This window comes from Thalassospira australica (assembly GCF_000763295.1).
Lineage (GTDB): Bacteria > Pseudomonadota > Alphaproteobacteria > Rhodospirillales > Thalassospiraceae > Thalassospira > Thalassospira australica.
Window position 1 is genome coordinate 244,938 of record NZ_JRJE01000004.1, and the last position, 25,976, is coordinate 270,913.

At 54.2% G+C, this 25,976-nt stretch carries 24 protein-coding genes; 14 read left to right on the forward strand and 10 right to left on the reverse strand.

All coding sequences use genetic code 11. The annotated features are described in order from the left end of the window. Positions 1 to 48: 48 nt before the first annotated feature. The 7 genes from alr to JF44_RS0103845 all read left to right on the forward strand — a co-directional run bounded on the left by alr (position 49) and on the right by JF44_RS0103845 (position 7,266). Complete coding sequence (gene alr, locus JF44_RS0103815; protein ID WP_033067605.1) at positions 49 to 1,170, forward strand: alanine racemase; 1,122 nt, start codon at positions 49 to 51, stop codon at positions 1,168 to 1,170. Positions 1,171 to 1,229: 59 nt separating this feature from the next. After that, entirely contained in the window at positions 1,230 to 2,003 is a 774-nt protein-coding gene (locus tag JF44_RS0103820) for an MlaE family ABC transporter permease (protein ID WP_033067606.1), read from the forward strand. Positions 2,004 to 2,021: 18 nt separating this feature from the next. Next, positions 2,022 to 2,798 carry an ABC transporter ATP-binding protein gene (locus JF44_RS0103825; RefSeq protein ID WP_033067607.1) on the forward strand — a complete coding sequence of 259 codons (777 nt, stop codon included), beginning with the start codon at positions 2,022 to 2,024 and terminating at the stop codon, positions 2,796 to 2,798. 64 nt (positions 2,799 to 2,862) lie between these two features. Further along, on the forward strand, positions 2,863 to 4,275 hold the full coding sequence (gene radA, locus JF44_RS0103830) for a DNA repair protein RadA (RefSeq protein WP_033067608.1): 1,413 nt from the start codon (positions 2,863 to 2,865) through the stop codon (positions 4,273 to 4,275). A gap of 69 nt (positions 4,276 to 4,344) precedes the next feature. Continuing rightward, positions 4,345 to 5,031, forward strand: a complete 687-nt coding sequence (locus tag JF44_RS0103835) for a CvpA family protein (RefSeq protein ID WP_033067609.1) — start codon at positions 4,345 to 4,347, stop codon at positions 5,029 to 5,031. 64 nt (positions 5,032 to 5,095) lie between these two features. Further along, positions 5,096 to 6,556: an amidophosphoribosyltransferase gene (gene purF / locus JF44_RS0103840; protein ID WP_033067610.1), complete on the forward strand. Its 1,461-nt coding sequence runs from the start codon at positions 5,096 to 5,098 to the stop codon at positions 6,554 to 6,556. After that, complete coding sequence (locus tag JF44_RS0103845; protein WP_033067611.1) at positions 6,553 to 7,266, forward strand: SDR family NAD(P)-dependent oxidoreductase; 714 nt, start codon at positions 6,553 to 6,555, stop codon at positions 7,264 to 7,266. The genes purF and JF44_RS0103845 overlap by 4 nt, the downstream gene beginning before the upstream one ends. Before the next feature lie 48 nt (positions 7,267 to 7,314). On the opposite strand, the gene JF44_RS0103850 is transcribed toward JF44_RS0103845, so the two are convergent. Further along, complete coding sequence (locus JF44_RS0103850; RefSeq protein ID WP_033067612.1) at positions 7,315 to 8,220, reverse strand: LysR family transcriptional regulator; 906 nt, start codon at positions 8,218 to 8,220, stop codon at positions 7,315 to 7,317. A 106-nt stretch (positions 8,221 to 8,326) separates the two neighbouring features. Between JF44_RS0103850 and JF44_RS0103855 the strand changes: the two genes are divergently transcribed. Beyond that, the gene (locus JF44_RS0103855; protein WP_033067613.1) at positions 8,327 to 9,364 is read left to right on the forward strand and encodes an aldo/keto reductase; all 1,038 of its coding nucleotides are present in this window, start codon (positions 8,327 to 8,329) and stop codon (positions 9,362 to 9,364) included. Positions 9,365 to 9,505: 141 nt separating this feature from the next. Further along, positions 9,506 to 9,982 carry a c-type cytochrome gene (locus tag JF44_RS0103860; RefSeq protein ID WP_238318365.1) on the forward strand — a complete coding sequence of 159 codons (477 nt, stop codon included), beginning with the start codon at positions 9,506 to 9,508 and terminating at the stop codon, positions 9,980 to 9,982. Here the strand turns inward: JF44_RS0103860 and JF44_RS19825 are convergent. The 4 genes from JF44_RS19825 to JF44_RS0103880 all read right to left on the reverse strand — a co-directional run bounded on the left by JF44_RS19825 (position 9,979) and on the right by JF44_RS0103880 (position 15,543). After that, on the reverse strand, positions 9,979 to 11,682 hold the full coding sequence (locus tag JF44_RS19825; RefSeq protein ID WP_052065422.1) for a sensor domain-containing diguanylate cyclase: 1,704 nt from the start codon (positions 11,680 to 11,682) through the stop codon (positions 9,979 to 9,981). The two genes, JF44_RS0103860 and JF44_RS19825, sit on opposite strands and share 4 nt — an antisense overlap. Before the next feature lie 179 nt (positions 11,683 to 11,861). Further along, positions 11,862 to 13,379: a ribosome biogenesis GTPase Der gene (der, locus tag JF44_RS0103870; RefSeq protein WP_033067614.1), complete on the reverse strand. Its 1,518-nt coding sequence runs from the start codon at positions 13,377 to 13,379 to the stop codon at positions 11,862 to 11,864. 110 nt (positions 13,380 to 13,489) lie between these two features. Continuing rightward, a complete protein-coding gene (locus JF44_RS0103875; RefSeq protein ID WP_033067615.1) occupies positions 13,490 to 14,824 on the reverse strand; it encodes a PQQ-like beta-propeller repeat protein in 1,335 nt (444 codons plus the stop codon). A gap of 68 nt (positions 14,825 to 14,892) precedes the next feature. After that, positions 14,893 to 15,543, reverse strand: coding sequence for a tetratricopeptide repeat protein (locus JF44_RS0103880; protein ID WP_033067616.1), 651 nt, complete (start codon positions 15,541 to 15,543; stop codon positions 14,893 to 14,895). Between the two features lie 509 nt (positions 15,544 to 16,052). Between JF44_RS0103880 and JF44_RS0103885 the strand changes: the two genes are divergently transcribed. The 3 genes from JF44_RS0103885 to JF44_RS0103895 all read left to right on the forward strand — a co-directional run bounded on the left by JF44_RS0103885 (position 16,053) and on the right by JF44_RS0103895 (position 17,751). Beyond that, positions 16,053 to 16,478 (forward strand): hypothetical protein, encoded by a 426-nt coding sequence (locus JF44_RS0103885; RefSeq protein ID WP_033067617.1) that lies wholly within the window; start codon positions 16,053 to 16,055, stop codon positions 16,476 to 16,478. A gap of 133 nt (positions 16,479 to 16,611) precedes the next feature. Continuing rightward, complete coding sequence (locus tag JF44_RS0103890) at positions 16,612 to 16,968, forward strand: DUF2794 domain-containing protein (RefSeq protein WP_033067618.1); 357 nt, start codon at positions 16,612 to 16,614, stop codon at positions 16,966 to 16,968. A 12-nt stretch (positions 16,969 to 16,980) separates the two neighbouring features. Next, positions 16,981 to 17,751: a tetratricopeptide repeat protein gene (locus JF44_RS0103895; RefSeq protein ID WP_238318366.1), complete on the forward strand. Its 771-nt coding sequence runs from the start codon at positions 16,981 to 16,983 to the stop codon at positions 17,749 to 17,751. 158 nt (positions 17,752 to 17,909) lie between these two features. On the opposite strand, the gene JF44_RS0103900 is transcribed toward JF44_RS0103895, so the two are convergent. Then, positions 17,910 to 20,255: a glucose/quinate/shikimate family membrane-bound PQQ-dependent dehydrogenase gene (locus JF44_RS0103900; protein WP_033067619.1), complete on the reverse strand. Its 2,346-nt coding sequence runs from the start codon at positions 20,253 to 20,255 to the stop codon at positions 17,910 to 17,912. 212 nt (positions 20,256 to 20,467) lie between these two features. Continuing rightward, positions 20,468 to 20,770 carry a flagellar motor switch protein FliN gene (gene fliN, locus JF44_RS0103905; protein ID WP_033067620.1) on the reverse strand — a complete coding sequence of 101 codons (303 nt, stop codon included), beginning with the start codon at positions 20,768 to 20,770 and terminating at the stop codon, positions 20,468 to 20,470. A gap of 248 nt (positions 20,771 to 21,018) precedes the next feature. Between fliN and JF44_RS0103910 the strand changes: the two genes are divergently transcribed. After that, positions 21,019 to 22,134: a PLP-dependent cysteine synthase family protein gene (locus JF44_RS0103910; protein WP_033067714.1), complete on the forward strand. Its 1,116-nt coding sequence runs from the start codon at positions 21,019 to 21,021 to the stop codon at positions 22,132 to 22,134. A 116-nt stretch (positions 22,135 to 22,250) separates the two neighbouring features. Here JF44_RS0103910 and JF44_RS0103915 read toward each other — a convergent pair whose 3' ends face one another. Both JF44_RS0103915 and JF44_RS20270 read right to left on the reverse strand, forming a co-directional pair. Further along, positions 22,251 to 22,751, reverse strand: coding sequence for an Hsp20/alpha crystallin family protein (locus tag JF44_RS0103915; protein ID WP_033067715.1), 501 nt, complete (start codon positions 22,749 to 22,751; stop codon positions 22,251 to 22,253). A 107-nt stretch (positions 22,752 to 22,858) separates the two neighbouring features. After that, on the reverse strand, positions 22,859 to 23,059 hold the full coding sequence (locus JF44_RS20270; RefSeq protein WP_156111585.1) for a hypothetical protein: 201 nt from the start codon (positions 23,057 to 23,059) through the stop codon (positions 22,859 to 22,861). On the opposite strand from JF44_RS20270, the gene JF44_RS0103920 reads away from it, so the two are divergent. Then, the gene (locus JF44_RS0103920) at positions 23,060 to 24,154 is read left to right on the forward strand and encodes an NADH:flavin oxidoreductase/NADH oxidase (RefSeq protein ID WP_033067621.1); all 1,095 of its coding nucleotides are present in this window, start codon (positions 23,060 to 23,062) and stop codon (positions 24,152 to 24,154) included. 154 nt (positions 24,155 to 24,308) lie between these two features. On the opposite strand, the gene groL is transcribed toward JF44_RS0103920, so the two are convergent. Continuing rightward, positions 24,309 to 25,967 carry a chaperonin GroEL gene (groL, locus tag JF44_RS0103925; RefSeq protein WP_033067622.1) on the reverse strand — a complete coding sequence of 553 codons (1,659 nt, stop codon included), beginning with the start codon at positions 25,965 to 25,967 and terminating at the stop codon, positions 24,309 to 24,311. Between the last annotated feature and the right edge of the window lie 9 nt (positions 25,968 to 25,976).

The window sequence follows — 25,976 nt, forward strand, 5'->3', positions numbered from 1 at the left end:
TTTGGGGAAGCATCCCACCCAAAGCAGATTCCACGGGGTATTAAGAGAATGACCGTTCTTCCCGCCGTCGGCCGTGCTGCCGAGTGCGCGGAACTGCAGATCAATCTGAAAGCAGTTGCCGACAATTACAAGACTCTCACCAAACGCTATACCGGGCGCACCTGTGCGGCTGTGGTAAAGGCGGATGCCTATGGTTTGGGTGCAGAAACCATCGTCCCTGTCCTTAAAAAACAGGGATGCCGTCTGTTTTTTGTTGCCCAGGCCAACGAAGCCGCCGAGCTGTTCCCGCTTCTGCGTGGTGGCGGACGGATTGCTGTTCTCAATGGTGTTCTGCCCGGTGACGAAGAATTCTTCATCGAAAACGACGTCATTCCGGTTTTGAATGATCTCGAACAGATCGAACGATGGTCAAACCTGTGCCGCGAATATGAACGTCCGGCCCCGGCCTTTATCCATCTTGATACCGGCATGAGCCGCCTTGGCCTGACTCCGCGTGATGTCAGCGAGTTGGTCGACCGTTATTCATCCCTGCTCTATGGGTTTGAAAAAGCCGGTTACATGACCCACCCGGTTGCTGCGGACGAGGCCGAAAACCCGGTGACCAAGGAACAGTATGATCTGTTCATGAAATGGTATCGTCGGCTGCCACCTGCTCCGCGTGGTTTCTGCAACTCGTCGGCGATTTTCCGCAATGACGATTACCATCTTGAATTCTGCCGTCCGGGGATTGCGCTTTGGGGGGGCAATCCGACGCCCGAAACCACCAACCCGATGCGTTCGGTCGTGGATCTCAAGGTCAAGGTTCTTCAGGTGCGTGAGGTTTCTGAAAACCAGGCCGTCGGATATGGCGGCACGTGGCAAGCCAAGCGCAAATCCAAAATTGCCACCCTTGCTGTTGGTTATGCAGATGGCTGGCTGCGTTCGCTGTCGAACGCCGGAAAACTGATGATCAAGGGGCATGAAGTTCCCTATGTCGGGCGCGTTTCGATGGATGCGATCACGGTTGACATCACCGATCTTCCGGGCAAGGCGCTTAAAGCCGGGGACATGGTTCCGCTTCTTGATGACAAGATGACGGTTGACGATGTCGCATCTGCTGCTGGTACAATCAGTTATGAAATTCTAACTTCGCTTGGACATCGCTACCGGCGGGTTTATACAGAAAGCTAAACCATAAAAACCAGTCCGGCCGTTCCGGCAGGTCGATAACAGGGGACTTCGAAGTACAGATGCCGATCTTTGCGCCGGTTGGCCATATGTTTCTGACCTTTTTGGCCCTTGTCGGTCGCGTCACCGTGTTTGCGGGACGCACCATCGGCCACATGGTCACACCGCCGATCTATTTCCGGCTGATCTTCAAACAGATGCGCGAGATTGGCTATTACTCGTTGCCGGTAGTCGCCATGACCACCCTGTTTGCCGGTATGGTTCTGGCACTTCAATCCTATTCAGGGTTTTCGCGATTTTCTGCCGAAAGCGCGGTTGCAACCGTGGTTGTCATTTCCATGACCCGCGAATTGGGCCCGGTTCTGGCCGGGCTTATGGTCGCAGGGCGCGTTGGCGCGGCGATTGCCGCAGAAATCGGGACCATGCGGGTCACCGAGCAGATTGACGCGCTTGTGACGCTGTCGACCAATCCGTTTAAATATCTGGTTGTCCCGCGGGTGATTGCCGGTCTTGTCACCCTGCCCGTTCTGGTTTTGATCGGCGATATCATCGGGGTTCTGGGCGGTTACCTTGTTGGGGTAAACAAGCTTGGCTTTAATGACGGGTCCTATATCCGCAATACCTTCCAGTATCTTGAACAGCTTGATGTGATTTCCGGCCTTGTGAAGGCGGCTGTGTTTGGCTTTATCATCACGTTGATGGGGTGCTATCACGGCTATAATTCGCGTGGCGGCGCGCAAGGTGTTGGTCAGGCAACGACCAACGCGGTTGTTTCAAGCTCTATCCTGATCCTGATTTCGAACTATGTCGTCACCGAACTGTTCTTTACACGATAAGGGCCGGTTCACAGGATCATGAGCACCACAGCCAAAATATCACTTCGCAACGTTCACAAGGGCTTTGGCCCGAAAAAGGTCCTTCAGGGTGTCGACCTTGATGTTGCACCGGGTGAATCGGTTGCCATCATTGGCGGATCGGGAACGGGTAAATCCGTTACGTTGAAATGCGTTCTGGGTCTTTTGACACCTGATGAAGGTTCCATCACCGTGGATGGCACCGAAATGATCGGTGCGACACACGCCGATCGTGACGCCATGCTGGCAAAGACCGGCATGCTGTTTCAAGGCGCGGCCCTTTTTGACTCGCTGACAGTATGGGAAAATGTCGCCTTTGGCCTGATCGAAGGTCAGGGCATGAAACCCGCCAAGGCACGTGATCTTGCCATTGCACGTCTTGGTGATGTCGGGCTGGGTTCGGAAGTTGCCAATTTGTCGCCTGCGTCTCTTTCGGGAGGCATGCAAAAGCGTGTCGGACTGGCGCGTGCGATTGCCACTGACCCGGAAATCCTGTTCTTTGATGAACCGACCACGGGGATCGACCCGATCATGGGCGATGTCATCAATGACCTGATTGTCAAATGCACCCGTGAACTGGGTGCCAGTGCGATGACCATCACCCACGATATGGCAAGCGCACGCAAGATCGCCGACCGGGTTGCCATGCTTTATCAGGGCAAAATCATCTGGGACGGCCCGGTTTCCGAGATCGACGATGCTGATAACCCCTATTTGCAACAATTCGTTGCCGGTGATATCGAAGGGCCGCTGGAACTTGATCTCAAACATCTTTGAGACGGTTCACCACCGGGCACCCCATCGCCTTTTCTGACCTGTTCAAAGACTTGCGGAGCATTCTGTGGCCAAAACCCAAAGCCGTTTCATCTGCCAGAACTGCGGGGCCGAATACCGCAAATGGACCGGACGTTGCGACGGATGCGGCGAATGGAACAGTATCGAAGAAGAACGCGTTGAAAGCGGGCCAAAGGCAACCGGTGGTATAGCCGGGGGTGCCAAAGGCAAAACCATCGAATTTGTTGCCCTTGAAGGCGAAAGTGCCAGCCCAAAACGCCTGATCAGTGGCATTGCCGAACTTGACCGTGCCTGTGGTGGCGGCCTTGTGCCGGGGTCTGCGCTTTTGGTCGGTGGTGATCCGGGTATCGGCAAATCAACCATCTTGCTGCAAGCGGTCGGTGCGATGGCCGCAAAACATAAATGTGCCTATATCTCGGGCGAGGAAGCGGTTGATCAGGTCCGCATGCGCGCCGCCCGCCTTGGCCTTGAAAAATCCAAGGTCGAATTTGCTGCGGCCACCAGCCTGCGCGATATCATCACCACACTTGAAGCCAGCAATCATGACGTTGTCGTGATTGACTCGATCCAGACCATGTATGCTGACACCCTTGATAGTGCGCCTGGCACCGTTTCACAGGTGCGCGCCTGTGCGCTGGAACTGATCCGGCTTGCCAAACGCAAGGGCTTTGCCGTGTTGCTTGTGGGTCACGTCACCAAGGAAGGCCAGATTGCCGGGCCACGTGTGCTTGAACATATGGTCGATACGGTTCTGTATTTCGAAGGCGAACGCGGCCATCAATTCCGCATTCTACGTGCGGTTAAAAACCGTTTCGGTGCGACCGATGAAATCGGCGTGTTTGAAATGGGCGATGCCGGACTTGTCGAAGTCCCCAACCCTTCAGCCCTGTTTCTGGCAGATCGCGATTCCCCGGTCAGTGGCACAGCCGTTTTTGCCGGGCTTGAGGGCACCCGCCCGATGCTTGTGGAAATTCAGGCACTGGTCGCACAATCTGCACTCGCCACCCCACGCCGTGCCGTGGTCGGGTGGGATTCTGCACGCATGAACATGATCCTGGCGGTACTGGATGCCCGTTGCGGTCTGGCACTGGGCCAATTTGATGTTTACCTGAACGTTGCGGGCGGATTGCGTGTGGGTGAACCGGCTGCTGACATGGCCGTTGCTGCCGCCCTGATTTCGGCGGTTGCCGACACGCCAGTGCCCAATGAAACCGTGATTGTCGGTGAAATTGGCCTTTCGGGGGAAGTCCGCCCGGTCGGGCAACTCGAATCGCGGCTTAAAGAAGCCACCAAACTTGGCTTTGGCAACGCATATACGCCCAAAAGTGGCACACAGGGCAAGAAGAAGCTGTCGATCAAGGGCCTCAATCAAACTGAAATCGGCCATCTTCAGGATTTGGTAAACCTCTTCGGCGACGATGTGCGCGACAAGGTGCGTCCACGCGAAGGCATGTATTAAACAGCCTTTGCCGCACCAGCACCGCACAAGACACTACCGCGCAGACAGGCTGACAAGGTTTACGAATAAATGGATTTCTCCGCCCTACCCGATCTTGGCGCACGTGATGTGTTTGACCTGATTGTTGTCGGCATCTTGCTGATCTCGGGCGTGTTTGCCTTTTTCCGCGGTTTCATCCACGAAACCCTGTCGATGATGGGCTGGGTTGGGGCCGGTCTGGTTGCACTGTATGGCTATCCGGTTGCCCGTCCCTATGTGCGTGACCTGATCCCATCCGAACTGATTGCCGATCTGGCGACCGGTGTTGGCCTTTTCCTGATTTCGTTTTTGATTTTCTCGTTTATCAGTGGCCGGATTGGCCGGGCAGTTCAGAACTCGGGCCTTGATAGCCTTGATAGCACCCTTGGCTTTGTCTTTGGCCTTTTGCGCGGGGCATTGATTGTCTGCATCGGGTTTTTGGCGCTGTCGTGGCTTCTGCCCGCAGATTCACAGCCTGACTGGGTGCGCGATGCCCGCACACGCCCGGTTCTGGAAGAAGGCGCCTTCCTGATCATGCGCATGGCACCTGACGAAATTTTCGATACCACCGCCCAAGAGCTTGAACGCGCTCAGCGTGAAGCCGATGCCAACGAACAAACCTATCGTCAACTTCTTGGCCCGGAACCAAAAGGGACTGGACCCGCGCCCCTAAACGGGTATACAAGGCCCTCGCGCGATGATTTGGATCGCCTGATCGAGGCGACCACCAACGAGTGAGGCGTGTGGGTTTCGTAAGAGTAACGAACTCCGTGCGCCACCGGCGAGAGAGCGGAACCCACTCATGCTGACCACCAATCCATTTGATGACGACAAGCTACGTGAAGAATGTGGCGTCTTTGGCGTTTTTGGCTCCCCCGATGCGACGGCACTAACGGCCCTTGGCCTGCATGCGCTGCAACATCGTGGACAGGAAGCCGCAGGCATTGTGTCCTATGACGGCGAAGATTTTCCTGCCCACCGGGCATCCGGCCAGGTTGGTGATATCTTCGGTTCTGAAGATGTCATAAAAAGCCTTCCGGGGAACCGTGCCGTCGGGCATGTGCGCTATTCCACCGCAGGGGGCAAAGGCCTTCGCAATGTGCAGCCACTTTTCGCCGATTTTGAATTCGGCGGTCTGGCAATTGCCCATAACGGCAACCTGACCAACTCGCTTGCCGTGCGTGAACGCTTGGTCAAACGCGGTTCGATTTTTCAATCGACCTCGGACACCGAAACCTTCATTCACCTGATCGCCACCAGCCTGTATGAAAAGATCGTCGATCGTCTGATCGATGCAGTTCGTCAGGTCGAAGGGGCCTATTCCCTTGTCGTGATGACCCAGAAAAAACTGATCGGTGTGCGTGATCCGCTTGGTGTGCGTCCGCTGGTTCTGGGCAAGTTGAATGATGCCTATATCCTGTCATCAGAAACGGTTGGCCTTGATATCGTTGGCGCGGAATTTATCCGCGACGTCGAACCGGGTGAAATCGTTGAAATCACCGAAAATGGCCTGCGTTCGATCAAGCCGTTCAAGAAACAGAAATCGCGTTTCTGCATTTTCGAGCATGTCTATTTCGCCCGCCCCGACAGCATTGTCGAAGGTACAAGCGTCTATGATGTGCGCAAGAACATTGGCCGCGAACTGGCCCGTGAATCCGCGGTTGAAGCCGACGTTGTCGTGCCGATCCCCGATTCCGGGGTGCCATCGGCACTTGGTTACGCCGAAGAAAGCAAAATTCCGTTCGAACTTGGCATCATCCGTAACCATTACGTCGGACGTACCTTTATCGAACCGACCGATCAGATCCGCCACCTTGGCGTGAAGCTGAAACATAACGCCAACCCCGGCAAACTTAAGGGCAAGCGCGTTATTCTGGTCGATGACTCGATCGTACGCGGTACGACATCAACCAAGATTGTCGATCTGGTCCGTCAGGCTGGTGCGGCAGAGGTGCATATGCGCATCACCAGCCCACCGACCATGAACCCCTGCTTCTATGGTGTGGATACCCCGTCCAAAGACAAGTTGATGGCGGCCAATCACGACATCGAAAGCATGGCAAAACTGATTGGTGTGGATAGCCTGGCCTTCGTTACCATCGATGGCCTGTATCGCGCCACCGGCCTTCCCGGCCGTGACAACGACGATCCGGCGTTCTGCGATGCCTGCTTCACCGGTGACTATCCGATCAAGCTCACCGACCATAATGCCGAAAACAAGGACCGCAAGCTCACCCAGCTAGTCGAAAGGCAGTCCGCATGACCGGTACCAAGCGGCTTGAAGGACGCGTCGCCCTGATCACCGGGGCATCGCACGGGATCGGCTGTGCAGTTGCCAAACGTTATGCCGCCGAAGGCGCGCATGTGATTGCGGTCGGCCGCAATGTCGGCGCGCTTGAAGAACTAAGCGACGAGGTAACCGATGCCGGTGGCAAGATCACCCTGCTGCCCCTCGATCTGACCATGTTTGACAAGATCGATATGCTTGGTCCGACGATCTATGAGCGGTTTGGTAAGCTTGACATCGTAGTTGGCAATGCCGGGCTTTTGGGTGAAATCGCCCCGGTTGGTCATATTGATGCGCAGGTATTCACCAACACCTATGCAACCAATGTGACGGCGAACTTCCATCTGATCCGCACGACCGACAAGCTCTTGCAGCTTTCCGACGCCGGTCGGGCGATCTTTGTGACCTCGAACGCATCCTCCAAGGGACGTGCCTTCTGGGGGCTATATGCCTCGACCAAGGCAGCCCTTGAAAGCCTTGTCCTTTCCTATGCCGAGGAACTTGCGGAAACAAAGGTCAGGGTCAACCTGCTTAATCCGGGCCGCATCCGCACCAAAATGCGCGCCGAAGCCTATCCGGGCGAAGATCCCCAAACCCTGCCGACACCGGAAAGCATCACCGATGTTTTCGTCGATCTGGCAGAAGCGTCCTGCACCAAACATGGTGAAGTGGTTGACGCTTACTAAGTGTCGAAATATTGCAAATTCAAAGGCCGGGTTTTTGCCCGGCCTTTTTTAGTTCAAATCTACATTTTCAATACAGAAATCGAGGAACGCCCGCACGCGAGCAGGCATCAATCCACCCTGCCCGACATAAACCGCATGAATATCAACTCCTCCACCAGGATTGAATGTTTCGAGCAGAACACACAGCCTTCCGGCCATCACATCGTCCCTGACATGGAAAGCAGCCAAACGCGCAATGCCGCCCCCCGCAACAGACAGCAGGCGCGCACTTTCCGCATCTCCAACACAGACCTTGCCACCAGGCATGATGGTTTTGAGTGTCCCGTCATCATTGAACAACCATTCACTGACCGCACGCGGGAAGTTATAGCCGATCAATCGGTGGTCGCTTAGCTCCTCGATACTGTTTGGCGTGCCGAACGCGTCCAGATAGTTCGGTGATGCGACAATCACCATCGGACATTGCCCCAGCTTGCGTGCAATTAGCCCCGATGATTGCAAAGGACCGCTGCGGATCGCCACATCAGCCCGTTCCTCGTACAAATCCACGACCTTGTCACTAACTGTAATATCGAGATCAATATCAGGAAACTGCGCTTGAAACTTTGGCACAATCGGCAAGATACGATGCAACCCAACTGGCAGATTCACAGTGACACGAAGCCGGCCTTGAGGCTGCACCGCGCTTGCGGCCTCGTCCTCTGCATTGGTCAAATCCGCAAGAACATTTACCGCACGGTCATAAAACCGCTGACCTTCCGGTGTAAGCTGCAATTTTCGTGTTGAGCGATGTAACAACCGCACACCAAGGCGGCCTTCAAGCCGTCGAACAAGCTTGCTTACGGCGGATGGGGTCATATTAAAATCACGGGCCGCAGCGGAAAAACCACCCCGTTCGACGACGCGGACATAGACTTCCATCTCCCCGGAGCGGTTCGTATCAAGGCGTACCATTTGGAATTCAACTCACAAATAATGTTCCTTAAGTCGTACTAGTTGAAAATAACGTGTCTGTCCATATTCGCAGCAGTTCAAACGATCACCTGCAAGGAGATTGAATATGGAATACAGACAACTGGGTCGCTCGGGCCTTCGGGTTCCCGCCCTTTCACTGGGCACGGGCACCTTTGGCGGCCAAGGTCCGCTTTTCTCGAACTGGGGAACGACAGATGCCAATGAGGCAACAACCCTGATCGATATCTGCCTGGAGCATGGATTGAACCTTTTTGACAGCGCCGATGTTTATTCTGATGGTGCATCTGAAACCGTTCTGGGTCACGCGATCAAGGGGCGGCGCGATCAGGTCATGATATCGACCAAACTCGGCCTGCCGATGGGCCAGGGCGCAAACGACTATGGTACGGCGCGCGGTCGCCTGATTACAGGGACCGAACAGGCCCTTTCGCGCCTTGGCACCGATTACATCGATCTGTTGCAACTTCATGCCTTTGATGCCAGCACACCGATTGAAGAAGTTCTTGTTACCCTTGATGATCTGATCCGGGCCGGAAAGATCCGGTATATCGGGGTATCGAACTTTGCCGGTTGGCAGATCATGAAATCGCTGTCGATTTCGGAACGCCAAGGTTTGTCACGCTATGTCGCCAATCAGGTCTACTATTCCTTGGTTGGTCGCGATTATGAATGGGACCTGATGCCCCTTGGCAAGGATCAAGGCTTGGGCACACTGGTCTGGAGCCCACTTGGCTGGGGGCGTCTGACCGGGAAAATCAGCCGTGACACCCCCATCCCGCCGCAAAGCCGATTGCATGAAACCAGCCAGTTCGGCCCACCCGTTGACGAGGCAAAGCTGTATGACATTGTTGATGTATTGGCAGAGATCGGCGGTGAAACTGGAAAGACCGTCCCGCAAGTTGCCATTAACTGGCTTCTGCATCGCCCGACAGTCTCATCGGTGATCATCGGAGCCCGAAATCAGCAACAACTGATTGATAATCTTGGCGCTGTTGGATGGTCGCTGAGCGACGATCAGATCGTCCGCCTGGACCGGGTGAGCGAGCGCACACCGCCCTACCCACACTATCCCTATTACATACAGGATGGGTTTGCGCAGCTTAATCCGCCAATGACCGGCTAAAACCATCCCGGTCCGGTAGGTTTGCCTTCCCCTCCCGGACCGGGAGAATGATTTATCCCAGCGCGCAAAGCATTTGATTGCATTTACCCACCCGGCATCGTTAGCATGGCTCAAACCCGTGACAACAAACAGGGACATGCCATGAAATCGCATTTTCGTCGCCAGCACACCTTCTCCTTGATCGCCCTTGGTGCGTTTGGGGTGGGGATGCTTATTACTTCTGCGACACCAACACAGGCGGCAGATGACCAGCCAACCCTGTCCATGCCCAAAATAAATCCCGAACGCGGCAAGATGCTGTTTGCCGAGCGGGGCTGTGTGGTCTGCCATTCGGTCAACAATGTTGGCGGCACAAGTGGCCCGAGCCTGGATGCGTCAAATCTGAACATCCCGCGTGAACCGTTTGAATTCTTTGCGCGCATGTGGCGTGGGGCGGATGCGATGCTTCATCTGCAGCAGGCTGACCTTGGCTATCAGATTGATTTCTCGGGACAGGATATCGCCGACATTTTTGCGTTTGTCCAAGATGGCGAAGTACAGGAACGCTTCACCCAAAGCGATCTTCCCGCACACATCGGCGAGATCATTGATAACGGCCCGTCAATTCCGGCAGATTAGACCTTGGCACTTTCATCGCCAGTTTCGCCCAACGATCGATCGTCGGGCTGCTTCTTGGTATCCATGTCGTTATACACAACAACCTTGTTCCGCCCCGTTTGCTTTGCGTGATAAAGCGCCTTGTCGGCACATTCCATCAACGACATGGATGTCAGGATCGGTTCTGAGATAAAGCATATTCCAAAGCTGCAGGTCACATTCAATTCCTTGCCATCGAACACAAACGGAAGTTCCTGTATTTTCGTGCGAAGACGTTCAACAAGGTTTGTCGTGCCGATCACTTCCGCCTCAGGGATCACAATGCAGAATTCTTCGCCACCCACACGACCAAACAGGTCAGATGTCCGCAATGTGTGCTGCACGCTAAAGGCCAGGCCGATCAATACTTCGTCCCCTGCACCATGGCCGAATGTGTCGTTAATCCGTTTGAAGTGATCAATATCGAACATGACCACGGCAAGTTCACCGTTGTAACGCCGGGTGCGCGAAAATTCTTCGTCAAGGCGCTCGGTCAAATAGCGTCGGTTATGTACGCCGGTCAACGGATCACGTATGGATATTTCAAGAAGACGTCGATTGGCTTCATCAAGTTCACATGTTCGCTCATCAACCATGTCCTGCAGGTTTTCGCGAAAATCGCTTAACGAAGCAGACATTTCACCGAATGAGTTTCCAAGTTCCCTTGCCTCCCGCCAACTGGCGTCGAACTGTTGATAATCAAAGTCGCCTTCAATTACCCTGCGTGTCGACTGCCTGAGCTTTTCGACCGGGCGGGCAATGACACCCGAAATCCAGAATGCCGCTGCGATTGCAAACACCATTACGCCCAAGCCAAGCACAATGAAATATCGATTGGACGCCTCGATAATTTGAGAAACCTCTGCCTCGTTGATCTTGGCAACAAGCCCCCAGTCCATTGACGGCAAATACCGTGTAGAGGCCATTACGGGAACGCCAAGGTAATCAGGGGCATTGGACATCAATATTTCATTCCCTAGGAGCGATTGGGTAATCGGCACATCACCACGATCCTTGGAAACTCTTCTACTGAACGCAGCATTGGCATCATATTTCAGGGGCACGGCAAATACCGCCTCCCCCTCTTGCCCCCTTACCGCGAAAAGCCATTCGCCAGTCTCGCCAAGGCCGGTTCTGTCGTTGACAAGCTGAAGGATAAAATCAGCTGAAAAATCAATGATCATATATCCGACGAATTTGTCACCGGCATACATCCGCGACATGCTGCGCACTATAAGGTCTTGGGAATGAAGCAAAGTGGTCGTTCGTTCACGACCGACCAACAGTTCAGGGTCGAACGACGTTGCACGACGGTTGATCGAGGCAATGAACTGCCCGTTCGTGGCAAAAACGGTCATGTCCAAGATACTGTCCATCCCCAGATGCGCATCAATAAGACTCTGACCAATCTTGTCATACAGCACATAGTCGCGCGTTTCATCGAACGCTCGCATCTGTTGGCGCAGAAGATAATGGCTTGAAAGCAGGCTGACATTGTCGTTGATGCGATCAATTGCCCCTGTCAGACGCAGCTTAGCCAACTGGGAGATTGCGCTTAGCTTATCCCCGATCTGAAGACGGTACTGAGAAGCCGTATAGGAATGCAAAATGCCAAAGCCAAAAAGCAGCGGCAGGACTGAAAGCGTCAGAAAGCAGACAATCAATAGATGCTTTAGCCGCATTTCCCGCCCCGGTCATATGATCATAAAAAGCTTATATGGATGTATATGAGAATGATAACACCGGTTGAACAGAACTATTCAACAATAGTTGTAACTAATATGGCACGAACCCCATAAAAAAAGCGCCCTTGGGTCTTCCCAAGGACGCTTTTAAAACCGTTCGGACATCAAAAAACGAACTAGCGTTTCTTTTTCTTGTTCGCATATGGGTTTTCGCTGCTGCGCAGATTAATGCGGATCGGAACACCTGGCATATCGAAATCTTCGCGCAACGCATTGATCAGATAACGCGTATAGCTTTCAGGTAGTTCAGCCGCCTTGGAGCAGTTGATAAAGAAGCTTGGCGGGCGTGCCTTGGCCTGTGTCATATAGCGCAGGCGAATACGACGCCCGGAAATGACCGGCGGCAGGTGACGTTCGCTGGTGGCTTCCAGCCAGCGGTTCAGCTTTGATGTCGAAATCCGGCGGCTCCAGATATCGTGGATATCAAGAACCGTGGGCATCAAACGATCTGTGCCGCGCCCGGTAAGCGCAGAGAAGGTCAAAATAGGGATGCCCTTGGCCTGGGCAAAGGACACATCAAGCTTGTCGCGCAGGTCCTGCATGACACCTTTTTTGTCGATGATCGCATCCCACTTGTTGACCGCAATGATCAACGCACGACCTTCTTCAAGCACCATACGCGCAATCGTCAGGTCCTGCTTATCAAGCGTGTTTGTCGCATCAAGCATCAGAACAACCACCTGCGCATAGCGGATCACGCGCAGTGTATCGGCAACCGAGAGCTTTTCAACGCGGTCATCAATCTTCTTCTTGCGACGCATCCCGGCGGTATCGACCAGACGGATCGGACGACCTTCATAGGACCAGTCCACTGCAATCGAGTCACGGGTAAGCCCCGCTTGCGGGCCGGTCATCACACGGTTCTCACCCAGAAGCTGGTTGAGAAGGGTTGATTTACCGGCATTCGGACGGCCGACAATCGCCAACTGGATTTTCGAATTGTCACGAGGACCTTCGTCGATCAGTTCGCCATCTTCGTCTTCGTCATCTTCGCTAAACTCGATTTCATAGGACGGAAAGACTTCGCCCTCGTCATCGGCAAAATCATCTTCGTCATCGAATGCATCTTTGGCATCGGCCTGTTCGGCTTCCTCGGCCTCACGCGCATGCTGCTTGGCAACACGTTCGCGGTCTTTCCACTCTTTCCAATGCGGTAAAAGCATGTCGTAAAGCAACTCGATGCCAAGGCCATGCTCGGCCGAGATCGGCGCAACATCACCAAGGCCAAGGCCATATGCCTCATACAGACCCGGGTCCTGATCGCGACCTTCGTGCTTGTTGGCAATGACATAGACCGGCTTGTGGCGTTTGCGCAGCCAATCGGCAAAGTGGTTATCAAGCGGGGTCAGTCCCGCCCGGGCATCTATCAGGAACAGCGCAACATCGCATTCCTCAAACGCCATTTCACTTTGCTGGCGCATCATGCCTTCGACGGAATTATCAAACGCTTCTTCCAGACCGGCGGTATCGATGATGTCAAAAGACATATCCCCCAGGCGCGCCTTGCCATAGCGGCGGTCACGCGTGACACCGGGCTGGTCGTCTACCAGGGCCAGCTTTTTGCCGACCAGACGGTTAAACAGGGTCGACTTCCCGACATTGGGGCGACCGATAATGGCAACTTTCAGCGACATCTGATTTTCAGACTCTCGTTATAAAAGGCGTTATGCGCCGACGGCACAACAGCCCTCGACGCATCGCAAATCCTGCAAGGAAACCTTGCTTGAAACTTTATTCGTACTGATCAGCGATATGCGATTAGATCGGCATCCGCAGTCAGGAAGTAAAGGCTGTCACCTGCAACAGATGGCGGCAGGGTAATTGGCCCGGATACTTCGTCCTGACCAAGAATGTCACCGCTATAAGGGGAAACAGTCAATACTTCGCCCTGCTCGTTACCAACGATCAACCTGTCTCCGGCCAGAACCGGCCCTGTCCAGACAATCGGGCCTTCCTGATCCTCGGGATCGACAAAACGAGGCAGAACGGTCACCCATTTAACCTGTCCGGTCCTCCGACGCAAGGCAATCAAGTCATTTGTGTTGGTTAGCAGGTATACATAATCGCCGGCCACCCATGGCGATTGAATGCCACCGGCCTCCAATTCCCAGACACGAAAGCCCGTGCGAAGGTCAATTGCGGTCGTCAGGCCAGAGTTACTGGTGGCAATCACCAGATCATTGTCAATCACCGGCAAGCCACGAATATCGGCAATGGCCGAAACCGCATCCGTCCGGCCAGCTGCCGCCAGGGCATCCGACCAGATCACCTGCCCGTTTTCAACACGCAGTGCGTACATTTCACCGGTCGAATAGGCAGCAATGACAACACCTTGATCAACCGCCGGGCTGGCCCCACCGATAAAGGATGCACCTTCGGCAGCACCACGATGGTTCCACAGGCTTTCACCCGTAAGCGCATTCAATGCGATGGTCTGGTTATCAATGGTGATGGCAAAAACACGTCCGCCCCGCACAGTCGGCGCCGAGCGCATCGGTGCACTGACCTGTTGACGCCAAAGAACCGTGGCACTTGGCGCATCAATCGCGATGATTTCAGCAAAACCGGTCGTGGCATAGATGATCCCGGCCTCATAGGCCAGACCACCCCCCAGAAGCGTGCTGTCTTCTTCGTCTTCGGGTGCAAGTTCCAGCGACCAGATTTCCTTGCCCGATGACGCGGCAAAGGCACGCACTTCGGCAGCCGCATCAATGGTAAAGATTACACCGCGCGCAACAATCGCCTGATTGAGCAGCAGGTTGTCATCCATCGACCCTTCGCCGATATCAATCGACCAGTCCTGTTCGAGAACTTCGTTATCCAAAGCAACGTGATGGAGTGCGTGGCTCGGATAGCCACCATTCTGCGGCCAGTCGACCATGGCTTCGGGTTCCGGCAGGATCACGCGCTGATCACTCAGTTCCACATCGGGCTGAACAGTGCTTTGCAGGGCCAGAACAGAGATGCGTTCACCGGGCAACGGCGGTGCTTCCGCCTCGCCAAGCCAACCTGAACACCCTGCCAAAAGGCCCGTCAGCCCCATTACGCACAGAAGTGACTTAATACCGCGTGTGGTCAAAACCGTTTCCCCTGAAAAAGCTCACGTCATGTCGGTCACAACCGTGACCCAACCCGGCCCGGGTCTGATTAGGCGCCAACGGCCTTGAGAATTTCACTTGCACGTGCACGCATTCCGGCCGGTGCACTGTTATCGTCGGCGATTTCGGTCAAAAGCGGTTTGGCTGCCTCAACCTCGCCGCCTGCGATATGCAGCAATGCGATCATTTCACGTGCCGAATAGTACCATGCATTTTCCGGAACAGCGATCGGCTGCAGACGGGTGATCAGTTCTTGCGCGTTGCTGGCATTTGCACTGTTCATCGCGATCTGAACCACGGCAAGATCACGGTAAACCGGATCAATGTCGTCGTTACCGGCAATGGCTTCAAGTTCGGTGACAGCAGATGGAACGGCGCCCGCACGCAGGTAAACAGCAGCCTTCTGGAAATGACCAAGGGCGACGAAGCCCGCATTGCCATCGGCAATGATCGCATCAAGGGCTGCAAGTGCTGCGTCCTGATCGGTTGCGCTGTCTTGGGCAAGTTCAACGGCATTGGCAAGGCGGGTGCCGTTTTCAATGCTGGTGGTCTCATCGTAGGTTTTCCAGCCTTCACGACCTGCAACACCCAACACGATGGCACCAGCAACACCGATTACGTATTTCCCGTATTTGCGCCACAGTTCTTCACTGCGTTCACGCTTAAGGTCTTCTTCGACTTCCTGGAAAATATCAACCACGAAAACGGCTCCAATCCGGTCACAATAAAGCGGGCAACCTGCCCGCTTATCTGAATTAATTCTGGCAAGGATTTAACGCGCCAGCGGGTACAGGGTCAAGTCTGCTCGACACCAATCGCACCTTTCACGCAATTATTTTGCCCTGCTTGGAAATTCCGGGCGGCCACGTTCATCACTGTCGGCATCCCTACCGGGGAAAAACCGGCATCATCAACGGAAAATCAGTGCCCGCTAATTTGATCGGAAAGAATTGCCTGCCTTCCTGCTATTTTGTCCGCCAACTGAACCATTTTGCATGGTTTCCGGCCAACATTAAAATGAACAGGTTGCGCATCGGGGCCTTCAAGACGCCCGCAACAGGCTGAAAAATGGTCATCTCGTTGCCATATGTCGTTTTAGCGCAGTCTGAACATCAAATTCGGCACAGGGCTTGCTTTGATAGTTACCAGGGAAACAGATTTGCAAATGCCACCGGCCATAATTGCCCGGTAGAGCGGACGGAGACCACAATGAAACGTCGCCAGATTGTACATAGCCGCCAGTCGACCAAGCGCATGTCTCGACAACGCATTCTTGCCGGGCTGTTTGCTGCCTTTTTGGGATCGACCGTTTCGGGATGTGGCACGACGATGTCCGACATAGCAGGCACAAGCCTGTTCACCGGGACCGAATGGTACTTCGCCTTTGACGTGGTCAGCATCATCAATTCAGACAAAACCCTGATCGATCATGCCGTATCGCTTTCGACCGGTCAGGATTGCTCAACCATTCGCAAGATTGATGGCAAGTCATATTGCAAAAAGGATCCGGTTCCGGAAACCCCGCTTTATTGCTATCGGTCCTTGGCGGCGGTGAGTTGCTATCGCACACCGGACCCTTACAACACCGGGTCGCAAACCGTTGACTGGCCGCCAACCCGCTCACGCAGCCTTTAAACAAATCAGACCGACCCATTTTTGCCCATTCAATCTTGAGGCACGCGAAAATCCGCGCTACCGTGTCACATGGCTGTCATTTTCCCGATTGCGGGTGAATGGTCGCCGTTGGAACACGCTGGCGGAGACCCCCATGGGAACATTGTTCGATTTGGCCAAATATCGCAAAGCCAAAAGCTTTGTCCATTTTGACCGATCCGAATTGATGAAACTCATGAACACATACTCCCGTCAGGTCGCAAGCGGTGCATGGAAAGACTACGCGATTGACCATCTGGATGGCATGGCGATGTTTTCGATTTTCCGTTCAACCCATGAAACGCCGCTTTTCACCATCATCAAACTTAGCCACGAGCATAAAAATGCCGGGCAGTTTCTGGCCCTGCACAGCGGGGAGCGCATCAAGCAAAGCTCCGATATCACCAATGTGCTTGATGCCATCGAAAAACGCGCGCGCAAGGTCGTGCCGCTGTTCAAATCGAATTCCTGATGGTGCAATAATGTGACACAGCGCCCCTCTCCCCGACCGGGACCCCGCAATTCATTTTTTGGTGTCGCATTCCTGTCCCTCGTTCTTTTCGCCCCTTCATCCGGGCAAAGCGCCGAGACAAGCAAGGAATACCAAACCGGCTATCACGCCTATCAGGCCGGGGACTATCGCCGTGCACTTTCATCCTGGCAGTTGGCCGCACGGGAAAAAGATCCCCATGCGCAATATGCCTTGGGCCTGATGTATTATCGCGGTGACTTGGGATCTGCTGACTATGACAATGCCGCCCGATGGTTTGTTCAGGCTGCAAATGCCAATCACGGCAGTGCGATTTATTATCTTGGGGTGATGCATTTCAACGGCCAGGGCTTGTCCTATGACCATTTCCGCGCGACGGAATATTTCAAGCGCGCCCTAAGGATCACCCCGACCAACGCCAATGCCGCCTATATGATCGGCGCGCAGTATTTTCACGGACGTGGCGTGCGTCAGAATTTTGTCGAGGCCGCCCACTATTTTGAAATTGCCGCCAAACAAAACATGCATGCCGCACAATTCATGTTTGGTGCCCTTCTTGAACGCGGATGGGGTGTCGAACAGAATTATGCTGATGCCTATTACTGGCTAAGACGTGCAGCAACCGGCCCGATCACTTTTCCGGCTGGTGCCAGCGAAGAAACCCCAATTGATCCGGTCGCCGCCCTCACCGCCCTTGAGCCACGCCTGCGTCCGGAAGAAATCAAACGCGTCGAGGAAAGGCTGGCCGCAGAAAGCCTACTTTGACGTCGAAACACCCCACTGGCGGCCGCTTTGACATCGGCTGGCAACCCGTGTGGTGCATTACTCCGGCCCATGGCACCTTTAACGCAAGAGGGGAACCAGACCACCTGCTTGGTGACTGATCCCCCTCTTGGTCAGGGATTTCGGCGTCAGGTTGCCGATTATTCGGGCAATTTATACGCAATCACGTAATCGCCAGGTTTCGTCCCGATTGATCCGTGACCGCCTGCAACAATCAGAACATATTGCGCACCGTCGTCGGTTGTATAAGTCATTGGTGTTGACTGGCCACCTGCCGGAAGGCGGGCCTCCCAAAGCTGTTTGCCGGTGGCGGCATCATAGGCCCGGAAGTAGTTATCGACCGCCGCACCAAGAAACGCCAATCCGCTTTTGGTCAGGATCGGACCACCGATGCCGGGCACGCCGACCTCGAATGGCAAGGGCAATGGTGTCATGTCCTCGACCGTGCCGTTTTTGCGTTTATAGGCAATCTCGCCGGTTTGAAGGTCTGCACCGGCGACATATCCCCACGGCGGGGCCTGACACGGGATGCCGACCGGTGACAGGAAGGGTCCCATTTCAACGGCATAAGGCGCGCCTTCATTTCGATTCAGCCCCATTTCACTGGCCTTTTCCGAACCGCTCGGTGGCACGTCTTCGCGTGGAACAAGCCGCGATGTAAAGGCAAGATAGGTCGGCATGCCAAACATCGTCTGACGTTCCGGATCGACCGCAACGCTGCCCCAGTTAAACGTTCCGAAATTACCGGGATACACCAGGGTGCCCTGCAAGGATGGCGGGGTGTACCGCCCGTCATATTTCAATTGATGGAAGGCAATCCGGCACGCCATCTGATCAAACAGCGTAAGCCCCCACATATCCCTGCCGGTCAGCGGTTCGGGCATAAAGGTCAAACCCGATACCGGCTGGGTTGGCGCGGTATAATCTTCGGGGATCGCCCCGCCCGGCGCGGGAACCTCTTTTACCGGAATGATCGGCTCACCGGTGCGACGATCCAGAACATAGATATCACCTTGTTTGGTTGGCCCGACCAAGGCGGGAACCGGATTCCCGTCGGCATCATTGATATCAAGCAAGGCCGGCTGTGCTGGCACATCCATATCCCACAAATCGTGATGGACCGTCTGGCGTACCCACTGGACCTGCCCGGTTTCAAGGCTGAGCGCGACAATCGATGATGCGTATTTTTCGACATTCTCATCACGGTTCATGCCCAGCTGATCAGGAACCTTGTTGCCAAGCGGAACATAGATCATGCCAAGATCTTCATCGGCACTTGATACAGACCAGCTGTTTGGGGAATTGGTTGTATAGGTCTGCCCTTCAGCGATCGGTTCAGTCTGTTCCGGATTGCCGGAATCCCAATTCCAGATCAATTCACCGGTATCAATGTCAAAGGCACGAATAACGCCCGACTGGGATTTGACCGAATAGTTGTCATTGACCGCCCCGCCAATAATGATCTTGCCATCGGCGGCAACCGGCGGGGATGTCGAATAGTAATATCCGGCCGGGTTATAGGGCATGTTTTTTTCAAGATGCACGGTGCCTTCATCGCCAAATGACGGGCAAATTTCACCCGTATCGGCATCCAGCGCGATCAGGCGCGCATCCGATGTCGGCAGATACACACGTGCCGTGCATGGCCCTGAACTGGTTGTTGCCGGGTCTTTGTAATAGGTTACGCCACGGCATGTCTGGTGCTGCCGATCCGGGTTCTGTGGAATGCCCGGATCAAATTTCCATTTTTCCTGCCCGGTTTTGGCATCGATCGCAATCGCCCAGCTGTGGGGCGTGCAAAGATAAAGCGTATCCCCCACTTTCAACGGGGTAACCTGATAGGTCGTTTCAGGCACATCATCTTCACGTTTAACGTCCCCGGTCTGATAAACCCAGGCTTGCTCAAGATTTGCGACATTTTCAGGTGTGATCTGATCCAGCGGGGAATAGCGTTGCCCATAGGGGGTACGCCCATATTGATGCCATTCCCCTTCCGGAACGGTGCCCCCAAGGTTTGGCTGTTCGACAACCGCGTCCGTGCGCAAGGCCCCATCGGTTTCGTTTGGCGTATTCATCATCGAATAAACCGCAACAATAACAGCAAGCACAATACTGCCTTCCAGGACGAACGAACGTCTTGGTGCGCCATGCGCATCATGCTGTCCTTGTGCGTGATCAAGTGTTTTACGGAACCAAGGGGTCAGCAGCCAAAGGCCGATGAGGACGGTTAATCCGCCACGCGGCGCCAATTGCCACCAGTCAAAACCGACTTCCCACATAGCCCATGCCAGACTTGCAACCAGAAACGCGGCATAAAGCGGCAAGACAACCGGTTTACGTTTGAATGACAAAAAGCCCATCACCAGAAACGCGATCCCGGCCAAGGCGTAATACCAGCTTCCGCCAACCGCAATCAGCCAGACACCGCCAATCGCAAGTGCCAGGCCAATCAGGGTTAAAAGCCCTGATGTCAAAAGATTAACCATGGGGTTTCCTTCGTTTGAGTGAACCAGTCAAACGTCACAGCCGGAAATGCCTGAACCGCAGCGTTTCAAAGGGGTACTATCCTCAAACGTGTAGGAAACCAATGAAGTTCCATCGGCACAAAAAAACAAAACCCACCTGCCAATCAAACAAGGTGGGTTGGAATCACATGGAAAAAGCGGGACGGGTCCGATTGCCGATCTTGATGCTGTGCTTAATGATGGGTTTCGATGATCGTACCGGTTTTAACAACTTCGGTGATCGTCACACCAAGGTTTTCATCCACAACGACCAGTTCCCCACGGGCAACAAGACGGTTATTGACGTATATATCAACCGGCTCCCCGACGCGGCGGTCCAGTTCAAGAACGGCGCCACGGGTCAGGCGCATCAACTGGGCAACCTGGATCTGGCTTTTGCCAATCACCGTTGAAACGCGCACAGGCACATCATAAGCCGCCCCGATTTCGGAGGCCCCCATGCGTACGGTAAATGGATCACTTTCGTCTTCAGCCATGCTTTTCAAGCCATCCCGTCAAATCGCGGATCAAATCAAAGGAATCGATAACCTGTCATCCTAGAGGTTAGCTTTGAAAAAAGTGTTAGCAAGCCCAATCTGTCAAAAATCATACAGGCCGCTGCGATTAGGCCAAATGTATCGAGACAATTTTACTATCGTTTTTTGTATTATTTTCTCCTAAACAGATGTCGTGCGCGGGTACACCGGGCAAGGATCAAAGGTTCAATCAGACATCAGGATGTTTCATGTCATATGATCGTCAGTGGGTAGCAGATGCCATCAGCACCATCGAAGCCGATTTCAACCGGTCAGCAGATACCCATCTGATCCGCCTTGACCTGCCAAGGCTTGAGGGGATCGGATTATATCTGAAAGATGAATCCACCCACCCATCAGGCAGCCTGAAACACCGGTTGGCGCGATCACTGTTTTTGTATGGCCTGTGCAATGGCTGGATCACCAGGGACACCCCCATCATCGAGGCATCCAGCGGATCGACTGCTGTGTCAGAGGCCTATTTTGCACGGTTACTGGGTCTTCGGTTTATTGCTGTCATGCCAAAATCAACGTCCCAGCAGAAGATTGATCAGATCGCCTTTTATGGCGGTGAAAGCCATCTGGTCGATCACAGCGGGCAAATCTATCAGGAATCCCAGCGCCTCGCCCATGAGCTTGGCGGGCACTACATGGATCAGTTCACCTATGCCGAACGTGCAACCGATTGGCGGGGCAACAACAACATCGCCGAAAGCATCTTTGATCAGCTAAAACGCGAAAGTCATCCCATTCCGCGCTGGATCGTCGTCGGGGCTGGCACAGGTGGTACATCATCCACGATTGGCCGCTACATCCGCTATGGACGAACTCTTGGTCAAGGCTGCGAACTGTGCGTTGCCGACCCGGAAAATTCGGTATTTTATGATGGCTATGAAACGGGGGACTGTTCGGTCACCGGCGATAAGGGATCACGGGTTGAAGGCATTGGTCGCCCGCGCGTGGAACCAAGCTTTAATCCGACCGTGGTTGATCGTATGTATCGCATTCCCGATGCTGCAAGCTTCTCCGCCCTTTACTATCTTGAAAAACATCTTGGTCGCAGATGTGGCGGATCAACCGGCACCAATCTGATCGCAACCTTGTCTCTGATCACTGAGATGAAAAAAGCAGGTCAAACCGGGTCGGTCGTCACCATGCTGTGTGATGGCGGCGATCGTTATTGCGACACCTATTACAACCCCGACTGGCTTAAGGCACAGAACATCGATCTTGCCCCCTGGACCGCAGCCCTTGAACGCTTTGACCAGACCGGCATGTTTGACATGCCCCTTGAACATTGCAGCGGCTACGCCAGCAACAAGTAGCACCGCCAATAGGGTCAGGACCCTAGATCCGATGATCACAACACAAAAAAAGACGGGCGGTAAAAACCGCCCGCCAGTCTATCAGGGAAAGCTTCTTCAGGGAGGAGAGACAGACATTAGCCACTAACCGCAATCTTGCGCGGCTCAGGCTTTTGCTCTGCTACCTTTGGAAGAGTAAGCAGCAGAACACCGTTCTTGAACGACGCCGTGATATTGTCGGCATCAATGTTATCATTCAGGCGGAATGACCGTTTAAAGCTGCCGTAGGTGCGCTCAACGACGCGGGCACCTTCGTTGCTTTCGCGAGTGGTTTTCTTTTCACCGGTGATGGTCAAAACGCCTTCAAGGACTTCGACATCAACATCGTCCTGCTCGACACCGGGAAGTTCGGCTGTCAGTTCGACGTGATCCTCGGCATCAAAGACATCAATGCTCGGGCTCAGCCAATTTTTGGCCACATCGCCTTCTTCGGATGACGCCGTGGACGGCGTTGCATGATGACCGAAGATCGAGCCGATCATGCGATCAACATCGCGGGAAATAAGTGTGAAAGGATCACCGTAAGTCGGTGCAGAAGCCAGACGACGGGATCCATTAAGAGTCTGAAGACCAGTCATTTTAGTACCCTCCGTTACAGACGAGTATTCTTGCGCCATCAGTCCAGACCAGGCTGCAACCTTGACGCGTATCGGGACACCATGTCCCTTTCCAACCATGAGATAGATCAGGTGAAATTTTCTGCAAGTGGGTCGATACATTTTTTTGCGGTTTTTGATTTTTTCTGATCACGTCCTTGCACAAATCCTTGCTGGCATTCCATTCCTTGGAAAAATGCAAGATGGTGGTGGCGCGTATTCCCCCCACGAATTAGCTTCATGCCATTGATTGGCGCCCTCATGCCACCCTCCGAGTTAAAGGAACGCATATGAGCACTCTTTTCACCCCGCTGTCTTTGGGTAAGCTGCCCCTTGATAACCGCATCATCATTGCGCCGATGTGCCAGTATTCCGCCGATCACGGCAAAGCCACCCACTGGCATGACATGCATTTGGGCAATCTGGCCCAAAGCGGTGCCGGGCTTCTGATCGTTGAAGCAACGGCCGTTGAGCCGGAAGGCCGGATTACCTACGGGGATCTTGGCCTGTGGGATGATGAAACAGAAACGGCCCTGGCCAAAACCCTGACGGCAGTACGCAGTCATTCCGACATGCCGATTGCCATTCAACTGGCCCATGCCGGGCGCAAGGCATCCTGCGAGAATCCCTGGGACGGTGGCGCGGCCATTGACCCTGCCCATGCCAATGGCTGGCAGGTCGTTGCCCCATCCGCTGTCCCGTTTCGAGATGGTGACCCAATCCCGGAAGCCCTTTCAAAATCGCGAATTGCACAAATCGTTTCGGCCTTTGCCGAAAGTGCACAACGTTCTGTTCGCCTTGGATTTGATGCCATCGAAATTCATGCTGCCCATGGCTATCTGCTCCATCAGTTCCTGTCCCCCCACGCCAACAAGCGCGATGATGAATACGGCGGATCATTTGAAAACCGGACCCGACTTGTTCTGGAAATCTATGATGCAATCCGCGATGCGGTCGGGACAGATTACCCTGTTGGTATTCGTATCTCTGCAACCGACTGGGTTGATGATGGCTGGGACATTGATCAAAGCGTCGCGCTTGCCAAACTGCTTGAGGACCGGGGATGTGATTTTATTGATGTGTCATCGGGCGGGCTGCACATCGATCAGAAAATCCCGCTTGGCCCGAACTATCAGGTACCGTTTGCCGCACGGATCAAATCCGAAACCAGCCTGCCAACCATTGCCGTTGGCCTGATCACCGAGGCCGAACAGGCCGAAGCCATCACCTTCACCGGCCAGGCCGATGCCATCGCTCTTGCGCGCGGCATTCTTTATGACCCGCGCTGGCCGTGGCATGCAGCAGCAGCACTCGGTGCCGAGGTTAAGGCAGCCCCGCAGTATTTGCGTTGCCAACCACGCACCTTAAAGAAACTGTTTGGTTGATCCGCAGCCACACCAGAAAATGAATGAAAAGCCCGGCTGATCAGCCGGGCTTTTTCGTGACAGACAGATACAGCTTTAATGCCCTGCCAACAGAAAAGGGCCCCGCGATTGCGGAGCCCTTCCTGTAGTGTAAAGGTCGGTTGGTTGGTAAGGCTTAGAAGCCCATACCGCCCATGCCGCCCATACCACCCATGCCACCCATGTCAGGTGCGCCGCCGCCAGCCGGTTTGTCTTCCGGCTTCTCAGCGATCATGCATTCGGTGGTGATCAGCAGACCAGCGACCGATGCTGCGTCCTGCAGGGCAGTACGAACAACTTTGGCCGGGTCGATGATGCCAGCTTTAACGAGGTTGGTGTATTCGCCTTTCTGGGCGTCATAACCGAACTCGACGTCATCCTGCTCAAGCAGCTTGCCAGCGACAACTGCGCCGTCAACACCTGCGTTCTGAGCAATCTGGCGAACCGGAGACTGCAGTGCACGACGAACGATGTCGACACCGATGGTCTGGTCATGGTTTTCACCTTCAAGACCTTCAAGCGCCTTGACGGAGTACAGCAGAGCCGTACCACCACCAGCAACAATGCCTTCTTCAACAGCAGCGCGGGTCGCGTGCAGGGCATCGTCAACGCGGTCTTTGCGTTCTTTCACTTCGATTTCCGAAGCGCCACCGATTTTGATCACGGCAACACCGCCTGCGAGTTTCGCAAGACGTTCCTGCAGTTTTTCACGATCGTAATCAGAGGAGGTTTCTTCGATCTGAGCGCGGATCTGGCCGACACGTGCTTCGATCTGTGCTTTCTCACCGGCACCATCAACGATGGTGGTTTCTTCTTTGGTGATGGTAACCGATTTCGCGGTACCGAGCATGTCAAGCGTAACGCTTTCCAGCTTGATGCCGAGATCTTCGGAAACAACCTGACCACCGGTAAGGATCGCGATGTCTTCAAGCATTGCTTTACGACGGTCGCCGAAGCCCGGTGCTTTAACAGCAGCGATTTTCAGACCACCGCGCAGCTTGTTGACAACCAGGGTTGCCAGTGCTTCGCCTTCGATGTCTTCAGCAATGATCAGAAGCGGCTTGCCGGACTGAACGACCGACTCAAGCAGCGGAAGGATCGGCTGAAGCGAGGAGATTTTCTTGTCGAACAGCAGGATGTACGGAGCATCCATTTCTGCGACCATTTTCTCCGGGTTGGTTACGAAGTACGGAGACAGGTAACCACGGTCGAACTGCATGCCTTCGACAACGTCGAGTTCGGTGTGCAGGCCTTTTGCTTCTTCGACGGTGATAACACCTTCGTTGCCAACTTTTTCCATGGCTTCAGCGATCATGTCGCCGACTTCACGGTCACCGTTAGCCGAGATGTTACCAACCTGTGCGATCTCATCGCGACCGGCAACTTTACGTGCACGGCTGGAAATCGATTCGATGACTTTGGCAGTCGCAAGGTCGATACCGCGTTTCAGGTCCATCGGGTTCATGCCGGCAGCAACAGACTTGTTGCCTTCACGAACGATCGACTGTGCCAGAACGGTTGCGGTCGTGGTGCCGTCACCAGCCAGATCGGCGGTTTTCGACGCGACTTCGCGAACCATCTGTGCGCCCATGTTTTCGAACTTGTCGGTCAGTTCGATTTCTTTGGCGACCGAAACACCATCCTTGGTTACGCGCGGTGCGCCAAAGGATTTTTCGATAACAACGTTACGACCTTTCGGGCCGAGCGTCACCTTGACAGCATCTGCCAGGATGTCGACACCGCGCAGCATTTTAGCGCGTGCGTCGGTCGAGAATTTTACTTCTTTAGCAGCCATAATATTCTT

Coding starts and splice junctions, on each gene's coding strand:
- alr (WP_033067605.1), top strand. CDS start 49: ATGACCGTTCTTCCCGCCGTCGGCCGTGCTGCCGAGTGCGCGGAACTG.
- JF44_RS0103820 (WP_033067606.1), top strand. CDS start 1,230: ATGCCGATCTTTGCGCCGGTTGGCCATATGTTTCTGACCTTTTTGGCC.
- JF44_RS0103825 (WP_033067607.1), top strand. CDS start 2,022: ATGAGCACCACAGCCAAAATATCACTTCGCAACGTTCACAAGGGCTTT.
- JF44_RS0103835 (WP_033067609.1), top strand. CDS start 4,345: ATGGATTTCTCCGCCCTACCCGATCTTGGCGCACGTGATGTGTTTGAC.
- purF (WP_033067610.1), top strand. CDS start 5,096: ATGCTGACCACCAATCCATTTGATGACGACAAGCTACGTGAAGAATGT.
- JF44_RS0103845 (WP_033067611.1), top strand. CDS start 6,553: ATGACCGGTACCAAGCGGCTTGAAGGACGCGTCGCCCTGATCACCGGG.
- JF44_RS0103850 (WP_033067612.1), bottom strand. CDS start 8,220: ATGGTACGCCTTGATACGAACCGCTCCGGGGAGATGGAAGTCTATGTC.
- JF44_RS0103855 (WP_033067613.1), top strand. CDS start 8,327: ATGGAATACAGACAACTGGGTCGCTCGGGCCTTCGGGTTCCCGCCCTT.
- JF44_RS0103860 (WP_238318365.1), top strand. CDS start 9,506: ATGAAATCGCATTTTCGTCGCCAGCACACCTTCTCCTTGATCGCCCTT.
- JF44_RS19825 (WP_052065422.1), bottom strand. CDS start 11,682: ATGCGGCTAAAGCATCTATTGATTGTCTGCTTTCTGACGCTTTCAGTC.
- der (WP_033067614.1), bottom strand. CDS start 13,379: ATGTCGCTGAAAGTTGCCATTATCGGTCGCCCCAATGTCGGGAAGTCG.
- JF44_RS0103885 (WP_033067617.1), top strand. CDS start 16,053: ATGAAACGTCGCCAGATTGTACATAGCCGCCAGTCGACCAAGCGCATG.
- JF44_RS0103890 (WP_033067618.1), top strand. CDS start 16,612: ATGGGAACATTGTTCGATTTGGCCAAATATCGCAAAGCCAAAAGCTTT.
- JF44_RS0103900 (WP_033067619.1), bottom strand. CDS start 20,255: ATGGTTAATCTTTTGACATCAGGGCTTTTAACCCTGATTGGCCTGGCA.
- fliN (WP_033067620.1), bottom strand. CDS start 20,770: ATGGCTGAAGACGAAAGTGATCCATTTACCGTACGCATGGGGGCCTCC.
- JF44_RS0103910 (WP_033067714.1), top strand. CDS start 21,019: ATGTCATATGATCGTCAGTGGGTAGCAGATGCCATCAGCACCATCGAA.
- JF44_RS0103915 (WP_033067715.1), bottom strand. CDS start 22,751: ATGACTGGTCTTCAGACTCTTAATGGATCCCGTCGTCTGGCTTCTGCA.
- JF44_RS20270 (WP_156111585.1), bottom strand. CDS start 23,059: ATGCGTTCCTTTAACTCGGAGGGTGGCATGAGGGCGCCAATCAATGGC.
- JF44_RS0103920 (WP_033067621.1), top strand. CDS start 23,060: ATGAGCACTCTTTTCACCCCGCTGTCTTTGGGTAAGCTGCCCCTTGAT.
- groL (WP_033067622.1), bottom strand. CDS start 25,967: ATGGCTGCTAAAGAAGTAAAATTCTCGACCGACGCACGCGCTAAAATG.